The sequence below is a fragment of the Achromobacter sp. 2789STDY5608621 genome (assembly GCF_001299375.1).
Classification (GTDB): Bacteria; Pseudomonadota; Gammaproteobacteria; order Burkholderiales; family Burkholderiaceae_B; genus Achromobacter; species Achromobacter insuavis.
On record NZ_CYTU01000001.1, the window covers coordinates 170,503 to 189,650 of the forward strand.

A 19,148-nucleotide genomic window follows, 5' to 3' on the forward strand; every position below is an offset into this window, starting at 1 on the left:
ATCACGCTCAGCGGTCCTTCAGCAGCGAGACCAGCTCGGGCACGTAGCGTTCGCCGCCGCCCTGGCTGACCGCCTGGTCATAGGTGTGCAGCACGGCGGCGCCGATCTCGCGCACCGCGCCGGTCTCGGCGGCCATCGTGTTGTAGTAGGACAGGTCCTTTTGCGCGTTCGACATGAAGAAGCGCAGCGACGACGGATCCTGTTCCAGCAGGTAGGGCTTGAGGCGCTCCAGCGCCACGCCGCCGCCGCCGCCCTTGGTCAGCACCTCGGCGAACACCGCCGGATCGATGTCGGCGCGCAGCGCGCAAGCGGCCGCTTCCGACAGCAGCGCGATCGCGCCCAGCGACACGTAGTTGTGCAGCAGCTTCATGCGGTGGCCCGCGCCCACCGGGCCGGCGTGCGCGATGTTCTCGGCAAAGCACGCCAGGATCGGCCGGCATTCCTCGAACAGCGCGGCGTCGCCGCCCACCAGCAGGTTCAGGCGGCCCTCGGCGGCTTCCTTCGGCGTGCGCGTCATGGGGGCGTCGAGGAAACGGCCGCCCTTCTCGGTGACGGCCTCGGCCACCTTGACGGTGGAGGAGGGGATCGCCGTCGAGCAGTCGATGATCACCGTGCCCGGGCGCAGGCCTTCCAGCACGCCGGCCGGCGACAGCAGCACCGCCTCGACCTGCGGACTGCCCGTGACGCACAGGATGATCACGTCCGACTGCGCCGCCAGCGTCGCGCCGTCGGCGCAGCTGGTGGCGCCCGCCGCCTTCAGGGCGTCCAGCGGCTGGTTGCCCGGATGTTCCAGCACCGTCAGCGTGTGACCGTGCTTGACCAGATTGCTTGCGATGCCATGGCCCATCAGGCCGATGCCCACCATACCGATTTTTGCCATCTTCCACTGCTCCTGCCACACGGGCTGTTTGTTATGGCATAAATCTTACTCTCAGATCCGCGAGGATCCGGCCGCCGTACCGTCGTGGGGCGCGGCGCCGCGGCCATTGTCGGACGGCCTTGCCGCGCCTCGCCGCATGCCGGGCGGCGAGGCGCCAAGACCAGGCTGGCGCCGGGGAGGGCGGCAGGGCCAGCCTGTGCCGCGCATCACACGATGCGGATGCTCAGTTCGGGCAGGCCGTCCACGTGCGCCACGATCACATCGCCGCGCACCACCGGGCCGACGTTTTCCGGCGTGCCCGAATAGATCAGATCGCCCGGGAACAGCTCGAACGCCTGCGACAGCCGCGAGATCTGCTCGGCCACGGACCAGATCATGTGCGACAGCGTGGCCTGCTGCTTGCGTTCGCCGTTGACCGCCAGCCAGATGTCGCCTTCCTTGTAGTGGCCGGTCTGGGCCACCGGATGGATCGGGCCGATCGGCGCCGCGTGGTCGAAGCTCTTGCCGATCTCCCACGGCTTCTTCTGGTCGCCCATGCCGCGCTGCAGGTCGCGCCGCGTCATGTCCAGGCCCAGCGCGTAGCCGTAGACGCAGTCCAGCGCCTTGTCCAGAGGAATGTCGCGGCCGCCCTTGGACAGCGCCGCCACCAGCTCCACCTCGTAGTGGTAGTTCTGGGTCAGCGGCGGGTACGGATGGTCGGTCACCGTGCCCGGCGGCACCACCTGGATCGCGTCCGTCGGCTTCTGGAAGAAGAACGGCGGCTCGCGGCTCGGGTCCGAACCCATCTCGATGGCGTGGGCCGCGTAGTTGCGTCCGATGCAATAGATGCGGCGCACCGGAAAGCGCAGGTCGCTGCCGGCGATCGGCACGGTGGTCTGGGCCACGGTAAACGGGGTCTGGACGGCTTGGGTCATCGCGGGTCTCCTGAAGGTTGCGAGGGTTGCCGCCAGCTTAGGTCGGCCCGGCCCGCCCCGCCTGGAGACGATTACGCAATCCGTGGACGATTCCGCGCATTTCGCCGCGCGTCCTGTGGCGACCTTGGCCCGACTCCTTGTCGCGGCTCGGTTTCACCGCGGGTCGGGCTGACCCGGGCGCCTCAACGCGCCTCGGCCTCGCCGCCGCGCAGGCGCTCGCGGTAGCCGGTCGGACTGACCCCTTCCAGCTGGCGGAAGCGGCGCGAGAAATACGCCTCGTCGGCGAACCCCGCCGCATGCGCCACCTGCGCCACCGTGCGCGCCGTATGCGCCAGCAGGTCGCGCGCCAGCGCCATGCGGCGCTCGGCCACCAGCTCGGTGAAGGTCTTGCCGGTTTCCTTCTTCAGCAGGTGCGCCAGGTAATTGGGCGACAGGAACGCCGCCGCCGCCGCGTCGTTCAGCGTCAGGTTCTCGGCCAGGTGCGCGCCGATGTGCGCCAGCACCCGCCGCACGCTCTCGCGCCGGCTGCTGCCCGCATGGTGCCGCGCCAGATGCAGCAGGTCGGTCTCGTAGCGCCCGCAGGCCAGCCCGATCAGCTGCAGCAGCAGGCCGCGTATGGTCGTGGACGAACCGAACCCGCGGCGCCGGTTCTCGTCCATCAGGCGCGCGATCAGCGCCTCGGCCTCGGCCAGCCCGTCCGCGTCCAGCGCGAAATCCAGATACTCCTGGAACAGGAACGGCGCCAGCGCCGGCGCCTGCGTCATCGGCACGTCCTCCAGGTCCAGCGGATCCACCGCCAGCTCCGGCCACAGGAAACGCTGCGCGAAATTGATGATGACGTAGCGCGCGCCCGGCGGATGCGGCACCAGGTGCACCCGGTACGGCAGCACGAAACTCATCCCGCCGCGCGGAAACGGCCGCGTGGTGCCGCTGATGGTCTGGCGCGTGTCGCCCTCCAGGTTCACCTGGATCTGGAAATACTCGTGCCGGTGCGGCTGTTCCAGCGGCTCGCGCACCTGTTGCGCGCGGATATCGAAATCGAAATAATCCGCGCGCTCGGCCATGCCGTAGGTCTTGATGCGGTTCATGCGGGCGGCGAAGAAACGGGCAATTGCATGGGCAGACTGTAGCGCCGGCGCGACGCCGGCGCCAGTTGCGCCAGATATTGTCCGCTCACCGGTCGCCCCGCGCCGGCGCTGGCGCGCGCGCGGCGGTTTGCGCTACCGTGGGGCATTGCGCAGCGCACTTTCCCCCTCGCCATGACAGACACCATTCCCGCCGGCTTCGCGCCCTGGCTTCCCAGCAGCCAATTCATGCGCCACCTGGCGGACCTGGGCGGCTTCTACCGGCGCGACGCCGACGACGTGCTGGCCATGCGCATCGGCCCGGCCCACGGCAACATGCACGGCATGGCCCATGGCGGCCTGCTCGCCACCCTGGCCGACAGCGCCCTCGGCTTCGTCATCGCCCACCAGTGCCAGGCCTCGGTCGTCACCGCGCAGATGTCGGTCGAATACCTCAACGCCGTCATGCCCGGCGACTGGCTCGAAGCCCACGTCACCATCGACAAGCGCGGCAAGCGCCTGATCTACGCCACCTGCCACCTGAAAGTGGACGAACGCCTGGTGCTCAAGGCCAGCGCCGTCTTCGCCGTGCGCCAGGCGGCGGTGCCGACCTCGGACGGCTGAACGGCCGGCCCTGTGCCTGGCATCGGCCTACAGATACGGCGTCGCCAGCCAGATCACCTTGTTGCGAAGCCGCTTGGCGAACGGCGCCTGCAGCAGCTCCTCCAGCGTCTGGCGGCGCGCCCCGGCCACCTGCGCGTCGATCCGGGCGCCCACCCAGCGCGCCACGTCCACGTCGTAGATCTCGGTATCCAGCTCGAAATTGAGCCGCAGGCTGCGCGGATCCAGGTTCGACGAGCCCACATACGCCCAGCCGTCGTCCACCGTCATCAGCTTCGAGTGGTCGAACGCCCCTTGCGAGCGCCACACCCGGCAGCCCGTGCGCACCACCTGGTCCAGCTGCGCCGTCATGGCGTAGTCGACCAGCCGCAGGTTGTTCTTGCCCGGAATCACGATATCCACCACCACCCCGCGCCGCGCCGCCGTCGCCAGCGCGCCGATCAGCGGCTGGTCCGGCAGGAAGTAGGGCGACTGGATCCGCACATGCCGCTGCGCCACCGCCAGCGCGCCCAGCAGGATGCTGTGCGCGCTGCCCAGGGCGCGGTCCGGCCCCGACGGCACGCAGCGCATCGGCACCGCCCCATGCGGCGGCTGCGCCTGCGGATCGAACCACGGCTGCGCCGGCAGCGACTCATGCGTCGTGAAATTCCAATCGTGCGCGAACACCGACATCAGCTGCGTCACGATCGGTCCTTCCACCCGGAAATGCGTATCGACATTGGTCGCCGGGCCCGACAGCGCCGTCACGAACGCCGCCCGCACGTTCATCCCGCCGGTGAACCCGACGCGCCCGTCCACCACCAGCACCTTGCGGTGGCTGCGCAGGTTGGCGTACGGCATGCGCAGCACCCCCAGCGGATTGATCATGAAGCGCGCCACCGGCACCCCGCCGCGCGCCAGCATCCGCACGATCGGCGGCCGCGAATACTTGGCCCCGATCGCGTCGATCAGCACCCGCACCTGCACCCCGCGCCCGTGCGCCTCGATCAGCGCCTGCGCCATCTCGCGCCCGATCGCGTCGTTGTCGAAGATATAGCTCTGCATCGCCACCGCGTGCCGCGCCTCGCGGATCGCCTGCAGCATCGCCGGATAGGTCTCGTCGCCGCCGGCCAGCGGCCGCACCGCGTTGCCGCCCAGCAGCCGGAAGCGGCTGACCCGGTCGCCCAGCACCTTCAGCGACGCGAACTGCGGCCCCGAGATCGGCGCCACGTCCACGCTCGGCGTCTCCACCAGCGCCGCATCCACCAGCATCGCCTCGTCGCGCTGCTGCGACAGCCGCGTCTTGCGGATCCGGTTGATCCCCGCCACAAAATAGGCCAGCGCCCCGAACAACGGCGAAAACAGCGCCAGCCCCACCCAGCCGATGGCCGACCGCACATCCTGCTTGGTCATGGCCGCATGCACCGCCGCGCCCGCGCCCGCCACCACGCTGATGGTGAACACCATGTGGGGCCAGTAATCAATCAGTAGTTGGTGTATGCGATCCATGGCAACGGCGCGGCGCGGGCCTCCAGAGAATGATCCGAGCGCCAAGGATAGCAAGGCCGGCGCGGGTGGCAAGTCCGGCCGGGGCGGGCTGCCGGGAGGGCGGATCGCTGGCTGGGGGCGGACTGTTTTACACAGCCCGAAAAATCGTGCTATAGTTCGGCCTCTTCGCGGTTGGGCACGAAACAACGGGCCCGGCGGCAAAGAGAAACACCCCAGTGGTGGCTGTAGCTCAGTTGGTAGAGTCCTGGATTGTGATTCCAGTTGTCGTGGGTTCGAGTCCCATCAGCCACCCCAAAGAATTCGCTGGAAACGGCATGGAAAAGGCACTTACGCGAAAGCGGAGTGCCTTTTTTCATTGCGCGAAGGGCCTGCACCGCAGGCGCCTACCAGTCCAATCCCGTGGTCAAGCCAAACTCTGTTGATGCTGGCAAGACACGTAGCGTGTCACCGAGAGCTAGCCGGTGGATACGAACCCGGCCAATAGTCGGCGATTCAGAAACAGGCAGGATAAAAGTCTCAGGAGGCCGGGGCTCCCCGACCTCCTGAGGCGTGAATGCATCCGCTTTTGCGCGTCTTGTGCTGACACAGCAGCTCGGATCCCTCATTGTCGCAACGCCCGCCAATTCTTGCGGGACGGGGCCTGGCCCATGATTCGCGGTGTGGCGCAATTGCTGGAGGACTTCGTCGCTGAGGTCACGAAATGGAGGACCTGAACATGAAGCGAACTCTGACTATCACTATCAATCAGGATTGGCGTGCCTTTCTGACCAGCGCCAGCAAGCGGGCCGTCGCCGGGGCGCAGTCCGGCGGGTATCAGGGGGAAAGGCTGAATTTCGAATCCGCAGCGGCATTCTTCGGGCAGTTGACGGAGCTGAGGTGGAACATGGTGCGGGAGATGTTGGGCGCAGGTCGAGTCGGCGTGCGCGAGCTGGCCCGCCGCCTGGGCCGGGATGTGAGGCGCGTTCACCAGGATGCGCGCGCTCTCGTCGATCTTGGGCTTCTGGAGCAAGATGTGGAGGGCGGGTTGATATGCCCATTCGCTGACATCCACATCGATATGCATCTCACTGAAGACATGCGCAAAGCTGCGTAGCAGGCTGAGGAACCTCGCCAAAGACAAACCGCCCGCATGGGCGGTTTTTCTTACACAGGACGAACCCTTAGGGTGGAGTTATCCGTAGTGCACGCGCGTATGCGCGATCTCATTATCACTTCACCTTCCGATCCAGAAACTCCCGGATCACCCCCCCGATCTCCACCCCATGGGTCTCCAGCGCCAGGTGCCCCGTGTCATAGAACCGCACCTCGGCGTCCGGAATATCCCGCTTCCACGCCTCGGCGCCTGCCGGCAGGAAGAACGGATCGTTCTTGCCCCAGACCGCCAGCAGCGGCGGCTGGTGCTCGCGAAAATACGCCTGGAACGCCGGATACTTTGCCACGTTCGACGCATAGTCCAGCAGCAGGTCGAGCTGCACCTCGGCGTTGCCCGGACGGGACACCAGATAGCTTTCCAGCGCGATCGCATCCGGCGCCACCAGGCTCTTGTCCGGCACGCCTTCCAGATACTGCCATTCGATCGACGCCGGCGTGGGGAAGTCGCGCAGCGCCTCGCGATTGGCCTGTGACGGCTCCTTCCAATAGCGCTGGATCGGCGCCCAGCCCTGTCCCAGTCCTTCCTCGTACGCATTGCCGTTCTGCGAAATGATCGCGGTGATGCGGTCGGGATGCGCCGCCGCCAGGCGCCAGCCCACCGGCGCGCCGTAGTCGAAGACCTGGATGGCGTAGCGGTCCAGCTTCAACTGCCGGGTGAACTGATCGATGGTCCTGGCCAGCTGGTCGAAGGTGTACGCGTACTTGCCGCGGGCGGGCGCTTCGGTGAAGCCGAAACCCGGCAGGTCCGGCGCGACCACGTGGTACTTGTCCGCCAGCATCGGGATCAGATTGCGATACATGAACGACGACGCGGCATAGCCGTGCAGCAGCAGCACCGTCGGCGCGTCGGGCGCGCCCGCCTCGCGGTAGAACACCTTCACGTCGCCCACCTGTTCGAAGCGGTGGTGGACCTGGAGGTCGGCCGCCTGGGCGCCGCCGGCCAGCACCAGCGCCGCCAGCCCGGCCGCGCCCATCAATGTCTTCGTAACCATGACAAATCTCCTTGTAACCGATAAATTGGATTTAAAAGGTTACTCATAGCTTGGGTAACTGGTCAATTAATTTTTTATCGGTTACATTGGGCGAATGCTGGAAACCGCCAAAACCCCAAAAGCCCCGATGTTCGTCGGGGACGACCTCGCGCTCGATTTCATCAACAGTGAATTCGGCGTCGGGGCGGCGCATCACGACTGTTTCGCCGACGACGAGGCCGTGCTGGCCTGGTTGAAGCTGGCCGGCGCGCTGCCCGAGGACGTCGGCGCGGCGCCCAAGGGGCTGCGGGCGCTGGCCCTGCGGCTGCGCGACAACGCCAGGTCGCTGGTGCATGCCGCCAAGCACGAGGGCGCGTCGGATGCCAGCGTCGTCAACCAGGTGCTGCTGGCTGGCCGTGCGTCCAAGGAACTGCGGTGGGACGACGCCAGCGCGTCGTTCAAGGTGGTCAGGCAGCGCCGCCACGACGACGCGGCCAGCTTTCTCGAACCCATCGCCCAGGCCGTCGTCCGTCTGCTGACCGATACGCAGCTGGAACTCGTGCGGCAATGCGAGGCGCACGACTGCACGCTGATGTTCCACGACAAGACCAAGTCGCACCGGCGCCGCTGGTGCAGCATGGCCGTGTGCGGCAACCGCATGAAGGTGGCGGCGTTCCGCTCGCGCAAGAAGGGGGAATGATCCCTGCGGGGATCTCGCGTGTCCGTCGCGCAAGGCGTGGACCGACTCGCATGCCCGAAATCAGTTGGCCCGAACGCCTATGACGGTACGTGCCGGTGGCGACGGCAGCGGAGAAGAATATGTTTGATCACATCGGTTTTGGTGTCAGCGACATGGATCGGAGCCGCGAGTTTTTTCTCAAGGCGTTTGCGCCTCTCGGCGTGGGTCTTGCCATGGAAGGGCCGGGAAGCATCGGCCTGGGCAGGCAGGGCAAGCCGTCGCTGTGGTTGTATGCGCAGTCCCGCGTCAGCGCGCCCTTGCATATCGCCATTGCCGCCGATTCCCGGGAACAGGTGGACCTGTTCCACGCCGCGGCGCTGGCGGCAGGCGGAAAAGACAACGGTCCGCCGGGACTGCGTCCTCACTATCATTCCAATTACTATGCGGCTTTCGTGATCGGGCCGGATGGGCACAACGTCGAAGCCGTCTGTCATCGGCCGGCGGATTGAAGCCGTCGTCGGGCCGCGATCCGGTGGCCTTCACCGTCTGGTACTGCAAGCACAGGCATCTCTGCGTCAGGAAACGGCGGCCCGCTTGCTGCGCATGCCGGGCACGATCTTGAGATCGGCGCGCGCGCTGAGGTCGCGGTAGGCCTGGGTGTCGACGCCATAGGCCGCGACCTTCGACTCGGCGTCGTGATGCAGGCCCCAGCCGAACTGCTTGACCAGCGGCGAGGCGCGCAGGCACGCCTGCGACTTGGCGAAGAACGCCTCGCGCGCCGGCTTCCTGTCCTTGGCCGCGATACCGTGGCGGATGGCGTGCACCTCGAACAGCAGGTCGTCACTGGTGTAGTGATACGGCTGCCGCGTCAGCAGATCGTGCTGGATCTGCGCGATCGAACCCGCCTTGGTCGGCGTGGTCCCCACCGTGGCGGTGCTGTCGGGAGAGACCGTGATGAAGGCTTCCGTGTAGTTGGTCGTCATGGTGCGAGCGCCGGTGCGGGGGGGAGGGTGGGGCCGGCGCGTACGCCTGCGGGTATCGGGTTGCCTCGGTTGCCGCCCGGCCGTGTGAGTCGTCGCGACTGAGCGTGTCCCAGCATAGCCGTTCAAGCGGACGCGGCGCCAGCCTATTGGGTCATCTCCGCCGTCAGGCTTTCCATTGACGTGTGGCGGGTCGCCGGGTGACAAGGAAAGCGTCCCAAGGTTGTGTGCTTGCTGCACACGGATGGTCTTCTGAGAGAGAGAATCCAGAATGTGAGGATGTCCCGGGACGAAATGATGTGCATGCCCAAGAAAGCCAAACCAAAGACTACGGAACCATCCACGTTCGATCTCTTGAGCGAAGGCCTGGACCAGGTGCGAGCGATCCGCAAGGGCCAACTGACGCCCGGACGGGTCACGAAGCTGGGGCCCATCAATGTGCGGGCCATTCGCGAGCGTGTCCAGATGTCCCAGGCCGAATTCGCCGCGGCCATCCATGTCAGCACCCGCACGCTGCAGAATTGGGAGCAGCGGCATCGCAATCCCACCGGGCCTGCCATTGCACTGCTCAAGATCGTGGAACGCGCGCCCGAAGTCGCCGTGAAAGTGCTGCAATCCGCATGACCGCATGCCAGGTTGCCGGCCGTATCGGCTTGGCCTACCGGATCGCTGCCAGCTTCACCGCGAACCCCAGCAGGAACACCCCCGCCAGCCGCTCCAGCAGGTTCGCCACGCGCGGATTGGCGCGCATGCGTTCGGCCAGGTGGTGCGTCAGCAGCACCGCCGCCAGGCCGTAGAGAAACGTCAGCGCCGCCACCGTGACCGCCATGAAGGCGAAGGTCACCAGCCCCTGGTGCCGGACCGGATCGATGAATAGCGGGAAGAATGCCATGTAGAACATGATCGCCTTGGGGTTCAGCAAGGTGATCATCGCGGTCTGGCGCAGGTAATGGCCATTGTCCATGCGACTCGGGCGCGGCGCGGCGCCGGGCTTGCTGCGCATCATTTGCAGGCCCAGCCAGGCGAGATACGCGGCGCCGGCCCACTGCACGATATGGAACGCGGTGGGGTAGGCGGCCAGCAGGGCCGAGACGCCCGCCACGGCCAGCCACATCAGCACCTGGTCGCCCAGGATCACGCCGCAGGTCGCCGCCAGGCCCGCCTTGATGCCGCCCTTGCCGGTGGCGGTCAGCAGGGCGAAATTGCCCGGGCCGGGGATGATCAGTAGCATGATGAAGGCGAGGACGAATGCGCCATAGTCGGTGACACCGAGCATGGAAGGACTCCCGAAAAGGAAGTCCGCATTGTAGATCCGCTCGACCGATAGAAAAGGCCGGCCCCCGCCCGCCGCGATGCGCGACGGACGGGGGCCGGCCGGGCGGGGCCGCTTATGCGATCAACGCAGCAGCGACAGCACCGTCTGCGGCACCTGGTTGGCTTGCGCCAGGACCGACGTGCCGGCCTGTTGCAGGATCTGGGCCTTCGACATGTTCGACACTTCCGTGGCGTAGTCAGCGTCCTGGATGCGCGAGCGGGCGTTGGCCAGGTTGTTGATCACGTTGTTCAGGTTGGCGATGGTCGATTCCAGGCGGTTCTGCACGGCGCCCAGTTCACCGGTCATCTTGTCCAGCTTGGTGAAGGCGGCGTCCAGCGCCTTCATGGGATCGGCGGTCAGCGTGCCCTTGCTGGTGGTATCGGTGGTCAGCTTGCCCGACGCGCTGACGTAGGCGAGCGAACCCGTCTTGGGGGCGTAGTCGCCCGTGCCGGTGCCGCCCGTCACGGTGGCTTGGCCCGAGGTGGGGTCGACGTGGTAGTTCGTCTGGAAGTTCGCGGTGGTCGTGAATGCGCCCTTGTCATCGACGTAGGTGTTGGTCGACGTGCCGCTGGTGAAGTTCACGGTGGCGGAGGCGATGCCCGAGCCCAGCGTGACGGTTACGTCGTTGGCCGTGGCGTTGGCCTTGGCCTTGGCCAGCAATGCATCGGACGAGGAGGTGCTGATGAACGTGACATGGGCCGCGGCGGAGGCGGCGCCCCCCATGTTCTGGTACGTCTTGCCGCCGATGGACAGCGACGATTGACCAGCGGCGTTGGTGTTGTTCGACACGGCCGTCATCACCGTGTCGAGCGTGGCCGCCGTGCCGCTGGCGCTGTTGGTGGTCATGTTGCCGCCGGCATCGAGGTATGCCGCCGAGCCATTGACCTTGATGGCGCCCGTGGCGTCGACTTCGAAGGTGGTCGACGCGGTGCCGTTGGCATGGACGTAGGTGCCGGTGGCGGTGCCGGTGGGCGGGCGCAGCGAGTTGGCCAGGGCCGTGACGGAAGCTGCGTCGGAGGCCGACTTGTCGACGAACGAGAAGTTGTTGTTGGCGGCGTCGTAGGTGTACGTGGTGGCGGACGACGGCACGGCGGCGCCAAGCGTGACCTTGTTGCCGTTTTCCAGCTTGCCGAATACCTGGTCGGCAGTGGCCGAGGCGTGGTTGGTCTGCACGACCCAGTCGTTGCCCGTTTGGGTACCGTTGGCCGCGGTCAGGTCGGTCACCGTGGCCGTGCGGTTCTGGGACACGCCCGAGCCGTTGACGTTGAAGCCGTCCAGGCCCAGCGTCTTGATGCTGATTTCCGACAGGTTCAGGCTGATGGTTTCGCCGTCGTTGGCGCCGACCTGCAGCGTCAGGGGCTCTGCCTTGGCCGACAGCACCTTCACGCCGTTGAAGTCGGTCTGTTCCGAGATGCGGTCGATGTCCGACAGGCGTTGGTTGATTTCGTCCTGCATCGAATTGCGCTGCTCTTGCGAGTAGCTGCTGTTGCCGGCCTGCACCGCCAGCTCGCGCACACGCTGCAGGTGGGTGTTGATCTCGGCCGCGGCGCCTTCGGTGGTCTGCGCCAGCGAGATGCCGTCGTTGGCGTTGCGCGCTGCCTGCGTCAGGCCCTTGACGTTGGCGGTGAAGCGGTTGGCGATGGCCATGCCGGCCGCGTCGTCCTTGGCGCTGTTGATGCGCAGGCCCGAGGACAGGCGCTCGATCGCGGTGCCGAGCGCCGACTGCGATTTGTTGAGGTTGTTCTGCGCGACCAGCGACAGATAGTTGGTATTGATGACTGCGGCCATGTGTTAGCTCCTAGCAGAGAAAGGCTTGATCGCACCGGGCAGGGAGCTGCCCGATTGCCAACGTGATGAACTGAGAATCAGCGTTCAGGTTCGTCCGTTGCCAGGACTACGACATGGCGAAAATGATCTTTAGATGATTGCCGGGCAAACGGCAGTCTTATGATTTTTTATGAGATTTGATGCGGAAATCGCGGGCTGAAGGCGCATGCTTGCCGTCGCAAAAGAAGAAGGCCCCACACGCGGATAAGCGGGTGGGGCCTTCGGCCTTGTCTCTCTTGGGGAAAGTTGCAAGACACCTGCAGTGTAGGCGTTTCGCGTTGCTGAAAACTCATAAATACTCGACGGCGCAACAATCGCGAGCCGCCAGGGTCCTATCGTTGTCGGCGTTGTCGGCGTTGTCGGCGTTGTCGGCGTTGTCGAGCAAGGCGGCGCGTCGATCAGGAATGCGTGGCGATGCGGATCGTGCTTTCGCGCATCACCAGCAAGGACCCTTCGGAATAGATATTGCGGATCTGCATGGGCGCGTCGCGCAGGGTCGCGAGTTTCTTGCGGACCCGATAGAGCAGCGCGTCGATGCGGTGCTGGTCGTAGATGACTTCCGGGTAGCCGAGATTCTGCGACATGCGCTTGTGGCTGATGGGAAATTTCGGACTCTGGATCAGTGACGCCAGGATGATGGATTCCTTGGCGGTCAGTTCCAGTTGTTCGCCGTCCGATGAACGCAGCTGGCGCGACTGCACGTTCAGGGTCCAGTTGCGGCGTGTGTCGACGCCGGGCATCGCGGTCACGAGCCGGCGCTCGAGCGCGCAGACGGTGGCGGCCAGCAGCGCGAGCTGGATCGGCTTGATCAGGTAATGGTCGGCGCCGTCGCTCAGGCTTTGCAGCTGCGCAGGCATGCGCACGTTGTCGGTCAGCACGATGATGCCCATGGCGGGAAACGTGCGGCGCAGCGAGGCGATGTGGTCGAGCATGTCGCCGTCAGGCAGCGATGCCGCCGTCACCAGGATGCCGGGCGCGTCCTGCCTGATGTGGGCCAGCGCGTCCTGCAGGGTGCCACAGGCCTGCACCGTGCGCCCGAGGCCGGCGATGTGGTTCGACACGCTTTCGGCCCATTCCGGCTGATCTTCAACGACAAGAACGCGCATACCTGCACTGGTCATCCCTGGCCACGGATTGCGTCGATCGCGGGGAGGTCGGGCCTGGGCGCTTCCCGCGGCGCATCGCGGAAACGATGCCAATCCGATTCTAGATTTGCTCGTGTCGGAAAACGCGCTCCCTGGGATTGCTGTTGGTCTGATATTTACGATGCACCCCTCGCAATGAGACGGGGGCGAGGCAGAGCACCAGGATCAGAAAACCGACCTGGGCCAGATAGAACGGCGCTGACCATTGATCATGCGCGGCGACATACCAGGTGTTATGCAGCACATCGCTGGCGATGATCAGCAGCGTCAGCCACACGCCCGCGCGCGGTCGCAGGAACAGGAGCGCCGCGGCCAGCGGGTCCAGCAGCGTCAGGGCGTTCCAGTAGGCCTTGCTGAATATCGAGGCCGCAGCGCCGTAGCCGTAGTCCCACAGCCACCCGTGTTGCACGATCGCCGCCCCATGGTTGACGGTCGCGCCAAGCAGGCACAGGGCAAACAGCGTGCGGATGGCAAGCGAAACACGCGGCATCGAAGGCTCCATGAGGCGATGGGGCAGGGAGCTTATCAAAGTCCTGTCCCGCGTCCGTCCTCGGCATGCTTTTGAGTGAGGTCGCTCGCGCCGGGCTGCCCTCGGCGTGCTTCTGAGTGAGGTTTTTCGCGCGGTCCTGTATGCCCTCAACAGGAAACAATCGCAACAATAATTGTCATCGGGCGGACGGTCCGGCCGGCCCGCGGATGCTCGATCCTGACCCGCCATGCTGCCCCCGGGCCGCGCCATTGCAGGTGTTGCGCCGTCCGTGGCGCGCGACGGACGGCCCAGGCCGCCAGACGGACAACGCGGCCTTATGTTTCAGGCGAGCACGCGGCCATTGCCATTCCGCCGCCAGCCAGTAGCATGCGCGCTCAGAACGATTCAGCCTCATTTAAGGACCGATCCATGACCTTGCCGCGCCCGCGCCTTGCCTTGTCCCTCCTGACGCTTACGCTGGCGCTGTCGGGGTGCGTGAACATTCCGTCCTCGAACGGATACGGCACCCGCGACGATCCGCGCTACGGGCAACTGCTGGACCTGATCAACGAGGCGCTCAAATCGGACATGGCCGTGGTGCTGGTGGCCGACCTGATGCCGCACGCGACGCTGAAAGACGCCTTGACCATGACGCAGTGGACTCCGACCGTGATCTGGATGCACGAGAAGGCGCCGCAGGTGACCTTCAGCCGCAAGTTCCAGACCAATGCGCTCAAGCGCGACCCGAAGGAAACCTACCTGTTCCAGGCGTTCGAGGTGCATATCCTGCCGCCCGGCAAATACCTGCTGACCGGCGGCGACGACTACAAGCTGAATGCGCTGCTCGATCAGGTCGGGGCCAAGCGCGGGCCGGAGGGATCGGGCCGCGGCGCCAACGGCACCGCCTATCTTTCGCCGGAACTCTATCGCGAGTTCTACAGGCAGGAGGCGTGGCGCGACGCCACCACCCACAGCGAGACCAAGACGCGCCAGGTCTGCACGGCCGTGCACGTGGCTTCGGGCGCCTGCGTGAGCTGGGGCGAGCAGCAATACACCGAGACCTCGGCGGGGATGCCGGCGGGCTACTACGAGGAAACCGATTCGCGCGATATTCCCGCCATCAAGGTGCAGGCGCGCATCCCGCCCAAGCAGGCGCTGGCCAGCTTCACGCTGCAGGGCGGTCAACTGGTGCTGAGCCAGCGCATGCACCTGAAGACGCCCAGCTACAAGTTCCGCCAGTCGGCCTGCCGCGCGGTCGACCCCAAGATGATCGAGTGCCCGCTGGAGGACCTGACCGTCTACACCCGCCCGGCGCCGATGGAGTTCGCGCAGAAGTACCTGGCGCAGCGGACCCTGAGCGCCGAGCACCAGGCGCTGCTGGCCAAGCTGCAGCCCATGCAGATCACGCCGCTGGGCAAGCAGGGCATGGAAGATCCGATCTGGGGCGTGCCGCTGTCGATGGACAAGGGGCGCTAGGCCGGCGCGCGGCGGGAAAAAAGAGAAGAGCGCGCAACGCGGCGTTGCGTTTGGCGGGGGGTAAACTCCTCCAGCGCCCCGTCGCATCGGAGCGCCTGACCATCGCCATGCAACTGCCCCACCCGGATCGAGGAGTGGACGATGCAACGCCATTTCCTTGTCCTGTTGTTGCTGTCGCTGACCCAGATCGTCGGTTGGGGCGTGGTCGGCGTGCTGCCGGTCATCGCCGCGCCGGTCGCGTCCGACCTGGGCGCCACCTTGCCGTCGATATTCCTGGGCACGTCGGTCATGTATGTCGCGATGGGGCTGGCCGCGCCGCTGACCGCCCGCGCGTTCCGCCGGTTCGGCACGCGCCAGGCGATGGCGGCGGGCGCCGCGCTGATCGGACTGGGCCTGGCCCTGTTGGCGCTGTCTCCGGGCCTAATGACCTTCTGGGCCGCCTGGGCGCTGATCGGCGTGGCGGGCGCCGCCTTCCTGACGACCGCCGCCTATGCCTACGTCGTGGAATATGCGCAGGACCAGGCGCGCGGCCTCATCGGCACGCTGATGCTGGTGACGGGCCTGGCGGGCAGCGTGTTCCTGCCGGTCACGGCGTTTCTCGATCACCTGATCGGCTGGCGCGATGCGCTGCTCGTGTACGCCGCCGTCATGGCGCTGGCCGTGGGCCCGCTGCTCTGGTTCGGCCTGCCGGCGACCGAAGCGACGGCGGCCGTGGCCGCGCGGCGCGGCGCCGGCTCCCATGGCAGGATCTTCGTGCTGCTGGTGGCCGCGATTGCCTTGAACAGCTTCGTCACGTTCGGCATCCAGGCCGTGGGCGTGCCGCTGCTGCAGGCCATGGGCATGGACCTGGCGCGCGCCGTCGCGGTTGCGTCGCTGCTGGGCGTTTTCAAGGTCGGCGGGCGCGTGCTCGACCTGCTGGGCGGAGGACGCTGGGACGGGCTGTCCACCGGCATCGCCGCGGGCGCGATGATCCCGCTGGGGCTGGTCGCCATCTGGATCGGCGGCGCCGGCCTGCTGCCGGTCGTCGGCTACCTGTTGCTGTTCGGGGTCGGCAGCGGCGCCTTCGCGGTGGCGCGGGCCACCATGCCGCTGGTGTTCTTCGACAAGGCTGGCTATGCGGCGGCGATGGCCGCCATCGCCTTGCCGATGAACCTGATCAACGCCCTGGCGCCGCCGGCGCTTGCCGTTTCGATGGAGCAGGCCGGTGCGCCGGTCACGTTCGCGCTGCTGGGCGGGCTGAGCGTGCTGGCGCTGGCGGCGCTGCTGGCCTTGAGCCGCTTGCGGCCGGCGCCGGCGCCTTGACCGGCGCCGGCCCGCGTCAATCGAACCAGTACCGCAGCCCCGTCGACAACACCGTGTTGGCCAGGCCGCCCTGGCCGAACTGCAGATCGCCCTGGATGAACCACGACACCCGGTTGCCCAGCAGCGAGTGGGCGACCAGGCCGAGCCAGCCGGTGTGGCGCGGCAGCCCGATGCCCTGGACCTGGAATGACGCGTCGGGCGCGCCCGCGAACGCAGCGGTGAAATCGAGCGGCGTCGCGTTGCCATAGCGGTACGCGCCATAGCCGCTGAAGGTGGTGGCGCCGCCGGCCCAGTCGAGCGGCGACGATTGCAGCCGCAGGCCGAGCAGCGCGGCGCTCTGGCCGTAGGACTTGGCGTCGGCCTTCAGGCCGAAGGCGCTGTCGCGCTCATGGATCGCGCCGCGCCGCAGGTGGTCGTGGGACAGGCCCACGAACGGCGTCAGGCGCGTGCCGTCCAGGTCGAACGCATGACCCGCCTCGACATACAGCGAGATCAGGCGGTCATCGCGGCCGCTGTCCAGGTGGTCGGCGCCGCCGGCCAGGATGTCGCGCTGGATGTCGGCGTGGATCCAGGCGTGGCCGGCGCGGCCCGCCACATACGGCCCGCCGTCGGCGCCGTAGCGTCCATAGAGCGACAGGCCGGTGCCCTGGCTCCTGGCGCGGCCGCCGTAGCGGTCGAAGTCCGCCTTGGCCTCGGACCAGTTGAACGCCACGCCGACGATGCCGGCATCGCCCAGGCGTTGGTCGACGCCGAACTGACCGCCGAACAGGCGCGTGTCGGCGCCGGCAAAGCCGGCCTGCCTGAGCCGGCCGTTGCCGCCGGCCATGTCGACCCAGGGCCCGGTCCGGGCGCCCGGCAGGGACAGGTCGTCGACGCGGTTGGACAGCACGCGGTTCACGGCTTGCGACTGCTGGAAGGTCAGCGCCTGCGACGAGGCGTGGATCTGTCCGCTCAGGCTGTCCAGCGCCGTGGCCAGCGCCGCCGCGTCGCCGACGGCCTGCAGCTTCGCCGCCGCCCGCATGAAGGTATCGCTGACGTTCGCGTCGTCGCCCAGCGCAGTCGCGTCGGCGGCCTGGAACGCCGTCTCGACGGCCTGCGCGGCGGCCAGGCGGCTGGTCTGGCCGGCATACAGGCTGTGCGCCACGGTGGCCACGTTGTTGCGCGCCACGTCCAGGTCGACCTGGGTCGCGGAGTAATTTGGGCTGACCGAATACAGCAGGCCCGCCGACCCGGCCACCGTGCCGAAGCGGCCGGCGACCTGTCCTGCCTTGAGGGCGGTTTCGCGATGCCGGACCAGGTAGGAATCGTCGGGCTTGGCGATCACCAGGCCGGAGTCGTTCAGGGCTGCCTGGCCGTCGATCGTGACGGTCGTGCCGAGCTGGATCGTCAGCTTCGCCTCCGGACGCAGGGCGTCGTAGTCCCGCATGATGTGCAGGCCGTTGCCGTAGGCCGCCAGCGCGCCGTTGTTGCGCACTGACCCGCCCGCCACGCCGCCGTCGGCGCCCAGCGCGCCGTCCGCCTGGATCGCGATGTCGCTGGCGACGCTGCCGTACAGCGTGAGGGTGCCCCGGTTGATGGTCGTGGCGCCGGCATAGTGGTTCGCGCCCCACAGGACCAGCTCGCCAGTGCCGTTCTTGGTCAGGCCGGCATTGCCGCCGATGTCATTGAAGAAGGCCGATTGCCGGGCATTGAAGTCGGCCACGAAATCGCCGCCCAGCGTCAGGCGCGTGTCGAACAGCGCCGGGCCGCGCACCGCGCGGTCCGGGTTCAGCCGGCCCCAGCCGAAGCGCGCGCGGTCGCCCATGTCGTCGGCGGTCGACAGCAAGGTCTGGCGCAAGGCGCTGTTGTCCATCCAGGGGTAGGCCTGCGACACCAGCGCCGCGGTCGCCGCGACCACCGGGGCGGCAAACGAGGTGCCCGTCAGCTTGGCGTCGTCCGGCGAGCGCGTGCTGATGCACCAGTTCGCCGCCACTCCGCAGGCGTTCGACCATGGCGCGAGGTTGCCGTCGGCCAGCAGCTGGGCCACCGTCAGCCAGCCGCGTTCGAGCGGCGGCGCGACATAGGGCGCGCCGGCCAGCAGGTAGGGGTTGGGCTGGGATTCGTTGCCGTTGGCCCAGATCAGCAGCTGGCCATTGCGGGTCACGGCGGTGTCCAGGATCGGGAAGAAGCTCATCACGATCGGTGAATCGGCTTTGGCCTGGTCGCCGCCAGGCAAGGCGTATTCGGGCTCGGTGGCGAAGGACCAGGAGTTGTTGACGATAGTGACGCCGCTCGCGGTCAGGGAAGTCAACCGGGCATGCAGCACCAGGGCATTGAACGTGGACGGCAGATTCGCCTGGTACAGGCCGATGCCCGTGGCCGAGCCCTTGGGGAAGCTGTCGCCAGCCACGACCTGGCCGCCGATGATGCGGCTGACAATGGCGCCGTGCGTCTTGATGGCGCCGTGCTCGTCGGTGGCTTCGGCGGCCTCGGGCGCGATGACCCGGCGCAGCACGCCCGCAATCGCCGCCTGGTGGTGGTCCGTGGTGGGATCGGCAGGGAAGCCATTGTCGATCACGCCGACGTTGACGCCGGCGCCATCGAAGGCTGCCGCGGCCGGCGCAACCGGCGTGGGCGAGGTGGGCCGCCAGCCAGCGATGCCGGCGCCGCCGGGATCGACCGGGGCGTCGGGATCGATCGGGGCCAGGGGCGGAGCGGGGTCCGCGGGATCGGGCGGCGTCGCGGGCGGAACCGGGTCAGGCGGTGCTGCCGGCGGCGTGGGCGTGACGGGGTCAGGCGGCGTCGCTGGCGGAGTGGGCGTGACGGGATCAGGCGGCGTCGCGGGCGGAGTGGGCGTGACGGGATCGACCGGCACGGCGGGGGGGG

Annotated in this window: 18 protein-coding genes and 1 tRNA gene; 8 read left to right on the forward strand and 11 right to left on the reverse strand. The window is 67.3% G+C overall.

The window, feature by feature from the left end; genetic code table 11:
* Positions 1 to 7: 7 nt before the first annotated feature.
* The 3 genes from AOZ53_RS00825 to AOZ53_RS00835 all read right to left on the reverse strand — a co-directional run bounded on the left by AOZ53_RS00825 (position 8) and on the right by AOZ53_RS00835 (position 2,882).
* On the reverse strand, positions 8 to 880 hold the full coding sequence (locus tag AOZ53_RS00825) for an NAD(P)-dependent oxidoreductase (protein WP_054431729.1): 873 nt from the start codon (positions 878 to 880) through the stop codon (positions 8 to 10).
* 206 nt (positions 881 to 1,086) lie between these two features.
* The gene (locus AOZ53_RS00830; RefSeq protein WP_156333160.1) at positions 1,087 to 1,794 is read right to left on the reverse strand and encodes a fumarylacetoacetate hydrolase family protein; all 708 of its coding nucleotides are present in this window, start codon (positions 1,792 to 1,794) and stop codon (positions 1,087 to 1,089) included.
* Between the two features lie 182 nt (positions 1,795 to 1,976).
* A complete protein-coding gene (locus tag AOZ53_RS00835; protein WP_054486601.1) occupies positions 1,977 to 2,882 on the reverse strand; it encodes a helix-turn-helix transcriptional regulator in 906 nt (301 codons plus the stop codon).
* Positions 2,883 to 3,053: 171 nt separating this feature from the next.
* On the opposite strand from AOZ53_RS00835, the gene AOZ53_RS00840 reads away from it, so the two are divergent.
* Complete coding sequence (locus AOZ53_RS00840; RefSeq protein WP_054431586.1) at positions 3,054 to 3,482, forward strand: PaaI family thioesterase; 429 nt, start codon at positions 3,054 to 3,056, stop codon at positions 3,480 to 3,482.
* A 27-nt stretch (positions 3,483 to 3,509) separates the two neighbouring features.
* Here AOZ53_RS00840 and AOZ53_RS00845 read toward each other — a convergent pair whose 3' ends face one another.
* Positions 3,510 to 4,967, reverse strand: coding sequence for a phospholipase D-like domain-containing protein (locus AOZ53_RS00845; RefSeq protein ID WP_054486602.1), 1,458 nt, complete (start codon positions 4,965 to 4,967; stop codon positions 3,510 to 3,512).
* 218 nt (positions 4,968 to 5,185) lie between these two features.
* On the opposite strand from AOZ53_RS00845, the gene AOZ53_RS00850 reads away from it, so the two are divergent.
* Positions 5,186 to 5,261, forward strand: a tRNA-His gene (locus AOZ53_RS00850).
* 421 nt (positions 5,262 to 5,682) lie between these two features.
* Positions 5,683 to 6,060 (forward strand): HVO_A0114 family putative DNA-binding protein, encoded by a 378-nt coding sequence (locus AOZ53_RS00855; RefSeq protein ID WP_054431727.1) that lies wholly within the window; start codon positions 5,683 to 5,685, stop codon positions 6,058 to 6,060.
* Positions 6,061 to 6,175: 115 nt separating this feature from the next.
* Here AOZ53_RS00855 and AOZ53_RS00860 read toward each other — a convergent pair whose 3' ends face one another.
* Positions 6,176 to 7,093: an alpha/beta fold hydrolase gene (locus AOZ53_RS00860; protein WP_369815828.1), complete on the reverse strand. Its 918-nt coding sequence runs from the start codon at positions 7,091 to 7,093 to the stop codon at positions 6,176 to 6,178.
* 145 nt (positions 7,094 to 7,238) lie between these two features.
* Here AOZ53_RS00860 and AOZ53_RS00865 point away from each other — a divergent pair, with 145 nt between their 5' ends.
* Positions 7,239 to 7,790 (forward strand): CGNR zinc finger domain-containing protein, encoded by a 552-nt coding sequence (locus AOZ53_RS00865; RefSeq protein WP_231690537.1) that lies wholly within the window; start codon positions 7,239 to 7,241, stop codon positions 7,788 to 7,790.
* Between the two features lie 119 nt (positions 7,791 to 7,909).
* Positions 7,910 to 8,278, forward strand: a complete 369-nt coding sequence (locus AOZ53_RS00870) for a VOC family protein (RefSeq protein WP_054431581.1) — start codon at positions 7,910 to 7,912, stop codon at positions 8,276 to 8,278.
* A gap of 66 nt (positions 8,279 to 8,344) precedes the next feature.
* Here AOZ53_RS00870 and AOZ53_RS00875 read toward each other — a convergent pair whose 3' ends face one another.
* Positions 8,345 to 8,752, reverse strand: coding sequence for a DUF6157 family protein (locus AOZ53_RS00875; RefSeq protein WP_054431580.1), 408 nt, complete (start codon positions 8,750 to 8,752; stop codon positions 8,345 to 8,347).
* A 300-nt stretch (positions 8,753 to 9,052) separates the two neighbouring features.
* Here AOZ53_RS00875 and nadS point away from each other — a divergent pair, with 300 nt between their 5' ends.
* The gene (gene nadS, locus AOZ53_RS00880; protein WP_054431726.1) at positions 9,053 to 9,373 is read left to right on the forward strand and encodes a NadS family protein; all 321 of its coding nucleotides are present in this window, start codon (positions 9,053 to 9,055) and stop codon (positions 9,371 to 9,373) included.
* Between the two features lie 34 nt (positions 9,374 to 9,407).
* Here nadS and AOZ53_RS00885 read toward each other — a convergent pair whose 3' ends face one another.
* The 4 genes from AOZ53_RS00885 to AOZ53_RS00900 form a co-directional block, all read right to left on the reverse strand.
* Positions 9,408 to 10,025 carry a LysE family transporter gene (locus tag AOZ53_RS00885; protein ID WP_054417714.1) on the reverse strand — a complete coding sequence of 206 codons (618 nt, stop codon included), beginning with the start codon at positions 10,023 to 10,025 and terminating at the stop codon, positions 9,408 to 9,410.
* A 120-nt stretch (positions 10,026 to 10,145) separates the two neighbouring features.
* Positions 10,146 to 11,852 carry a flagellin N-terminal helical domain-containing protein gene (locus AOZ53_RS00890; RefSeq protein ID WP_054486605.1) on the reverse strand — a complete coding sequence of 569 codons (1,707 nt, stop codon included), beginning with the start codon at positions 11,850 to 11,852 and terminating at the stop codon, positions 10,146 to 10,148.
* A 437-nt stretch (positions 11,853 to 12,289) separates the two neighbouring features.
* The gene (locus AOZ53_RS00895) at positions 12,290 to 12,997 is read right to left on the reverse strand and encodes a response regulator transcription factor (protein WP_054431578.1); all 708 of its coding nucleotides are present in this window, start codon (positions 12,995 to 12,997) and stop codon (positions 12,290 to 12,292) included.
* Between the two features lie 100 nt (positions 12,998 to 13,097).
* Complete coding sequence (locus AOZ53_RS00900; protein WP_054486606.1) at positions 13,098 to 13,526, reverse strand: hypothetical protein; 429 nt, start codon at positions 13,524 to 13,526, stop codon at positions 13,098 to 13,100.
* Between the two features lie 408 nt (positions 13,527 to 13,934).
* Here AOZ53_RS00900 and AOZ53_RS00905 point away from each other — a divergent pair, with 408 nt between their 5' ends.
* Both AOZ53_RS00905 and AOZ53_RS00910 read left to right on the forward strand, forming a co-directional pair.
* Complete coding sequence (locus AOZ53_RS00905) at positions 13,935 to 14,981, forward strand: hypothetical protein (protein ID WP_054486607.1); 1,047 nt, start codon at positions 13,935 to 13,937, stop codon at positions 14,979 to 14,981.
* Positions 14,982 to 15,122: 141 nt separating this feature from the next.
* Positions 15,123 to 16,283 (forward strand): MFS transporter, encoded by a 1,161-nt coding sequence (locus AOZ53_RS00910; protein WP_054486608.1) that lies wholly within the window; start codon positions 15,123 to 15,125, stop codon positions 16,281 to 16,283.
* Between the two features lie 16 nt (positions 16,284 to 16,299).
* On the opposite strand, the gene AOZ53_RS00915 is transcribed toward AOZ53_RS00910, so the two are convergent.
* Positions 16,300 to 19,148, reverse strand: a 2,849-nt coding sequence (locus AOZ53_RS00915; protein WP_369816769.1) for an autotransporter family protein, incomplete at its 5' end; no start/stop codon positions are given.

Coding starts and splice junctions, on each gene's coding strand:
- AOZ53_RS00825 (WP_054431729.1), bottom strand. CDS start 880: ATGGCAAAAATCGGTATGGTGGGCATCGGCCTGATGGGCCATGGCATC.
- AOZ53_RS00830 (WP_156333160.1), bottom strand. CDS start 1,794: ATGACCCAAGCCGTCCAGACCCCGTTTACCGTGGCCCAGACCACCGTG.
- AOZ53_RS00835 (WP_054486601.1), bottom strand. CDS start 2,882: ATGAACCGCATCAAGACCTACGGCATGGCCGAGCGCGCGGATTATTTC.
- AOZ53_RS00840 (WP_054431586.1), top strand. CDS start 3,054: ATGACAGACACCATTCCCGCCGGCTTCGCGCCCTGGCTTCCCAGCAGC.
- AOZ53_RS00845 (WP_054486602.1), bottom strand. CDS start 4,967: ATGGATCGCATACACCAACTACTGATTGATTACTGGCCCCACATGGTG.
- AOZ53_RS00855 (WP_054431727.1), top strand. CDS start 5,683: ATGAAGCGAACTCTGACTATCACTATCAATCAGGATTGGCGTGCCTTT.
- AOZ53_RS00860 (WP_369815828.1), bottom strand. CDS start 7,093: ATGGGCGCGGCCGGGCTGGCGGCGCTGGTGCTGGCCGGCGGCGCCCAG.
- AOZ53_RS00865 (WP_231690537.1), top strand. CDS start 7,239: ATGTTCGTCGGGGACGACCTCGCGCTCGATTTCATCAACAGTGAATTC.
- AOZ53_RS00870 (WP_054431581.1), top strand. CDS start 7,910: ATGTTTGATCACATCGGTTTTGGTGTCAGCGACATGGATCGGAGCCGC.
- AOZ53_RS00875 (WP_054431580.1), bottom strand. CDS start 8,752: ATGACGACCAACTACACGGAAGCCTTCATCACGGTCTCTCCCGACAGC.
- nadS (WP_054431726.1), top strand. CDS start 9,053: ATGCCCAAGAAAGCCAAACCAAAGACTACGGAACCATCCACGTTCGAT.
- AOZ53_RS00885 (WP_054417714.1), bottom strand. CDS start 10,025: ATGCTCGGTGTCACCGACTATGGCGCATTCGTCCTCGCCTTCATCATG.
- AOZ53_RS00890 (WP_054486605.1), bottom strand. CDS start 11,852: ATGGCCGCAGTCATCAATACCAACTATCTGTCGCTGGTCGCGCAGAAC.
- AOZ53_RS00895 (WP_054431578.1), bottom strand. CDS start 12,997: ATGCGCGTTCTTGTCGTTGAAGATCAGCCGGAATGGGCCGAAAGCGTG.
- AOZ53_RS00900 (WP_054486606.1), bottom strand. CDS start 13,526: ATGCCGCGTGTTTCGCTTGCCATCCGCACGCTGTTTGCCCTGTGCCTG.
- AOZ53_RS00905 (WP_054486607.1), top strand. CDS start 13,935: ATGACCTTGCCGCGCCCGCGCCTTGCCTTGTCCCTCCTGACGCTTACG.
- AOZ53_RS00910 (WP_054486608.1), top strand. CDS start 15,123: ATGCAACGCCATTTCCTTGTCCTGTTGTTGCTGTCGCTGACCCAGATC.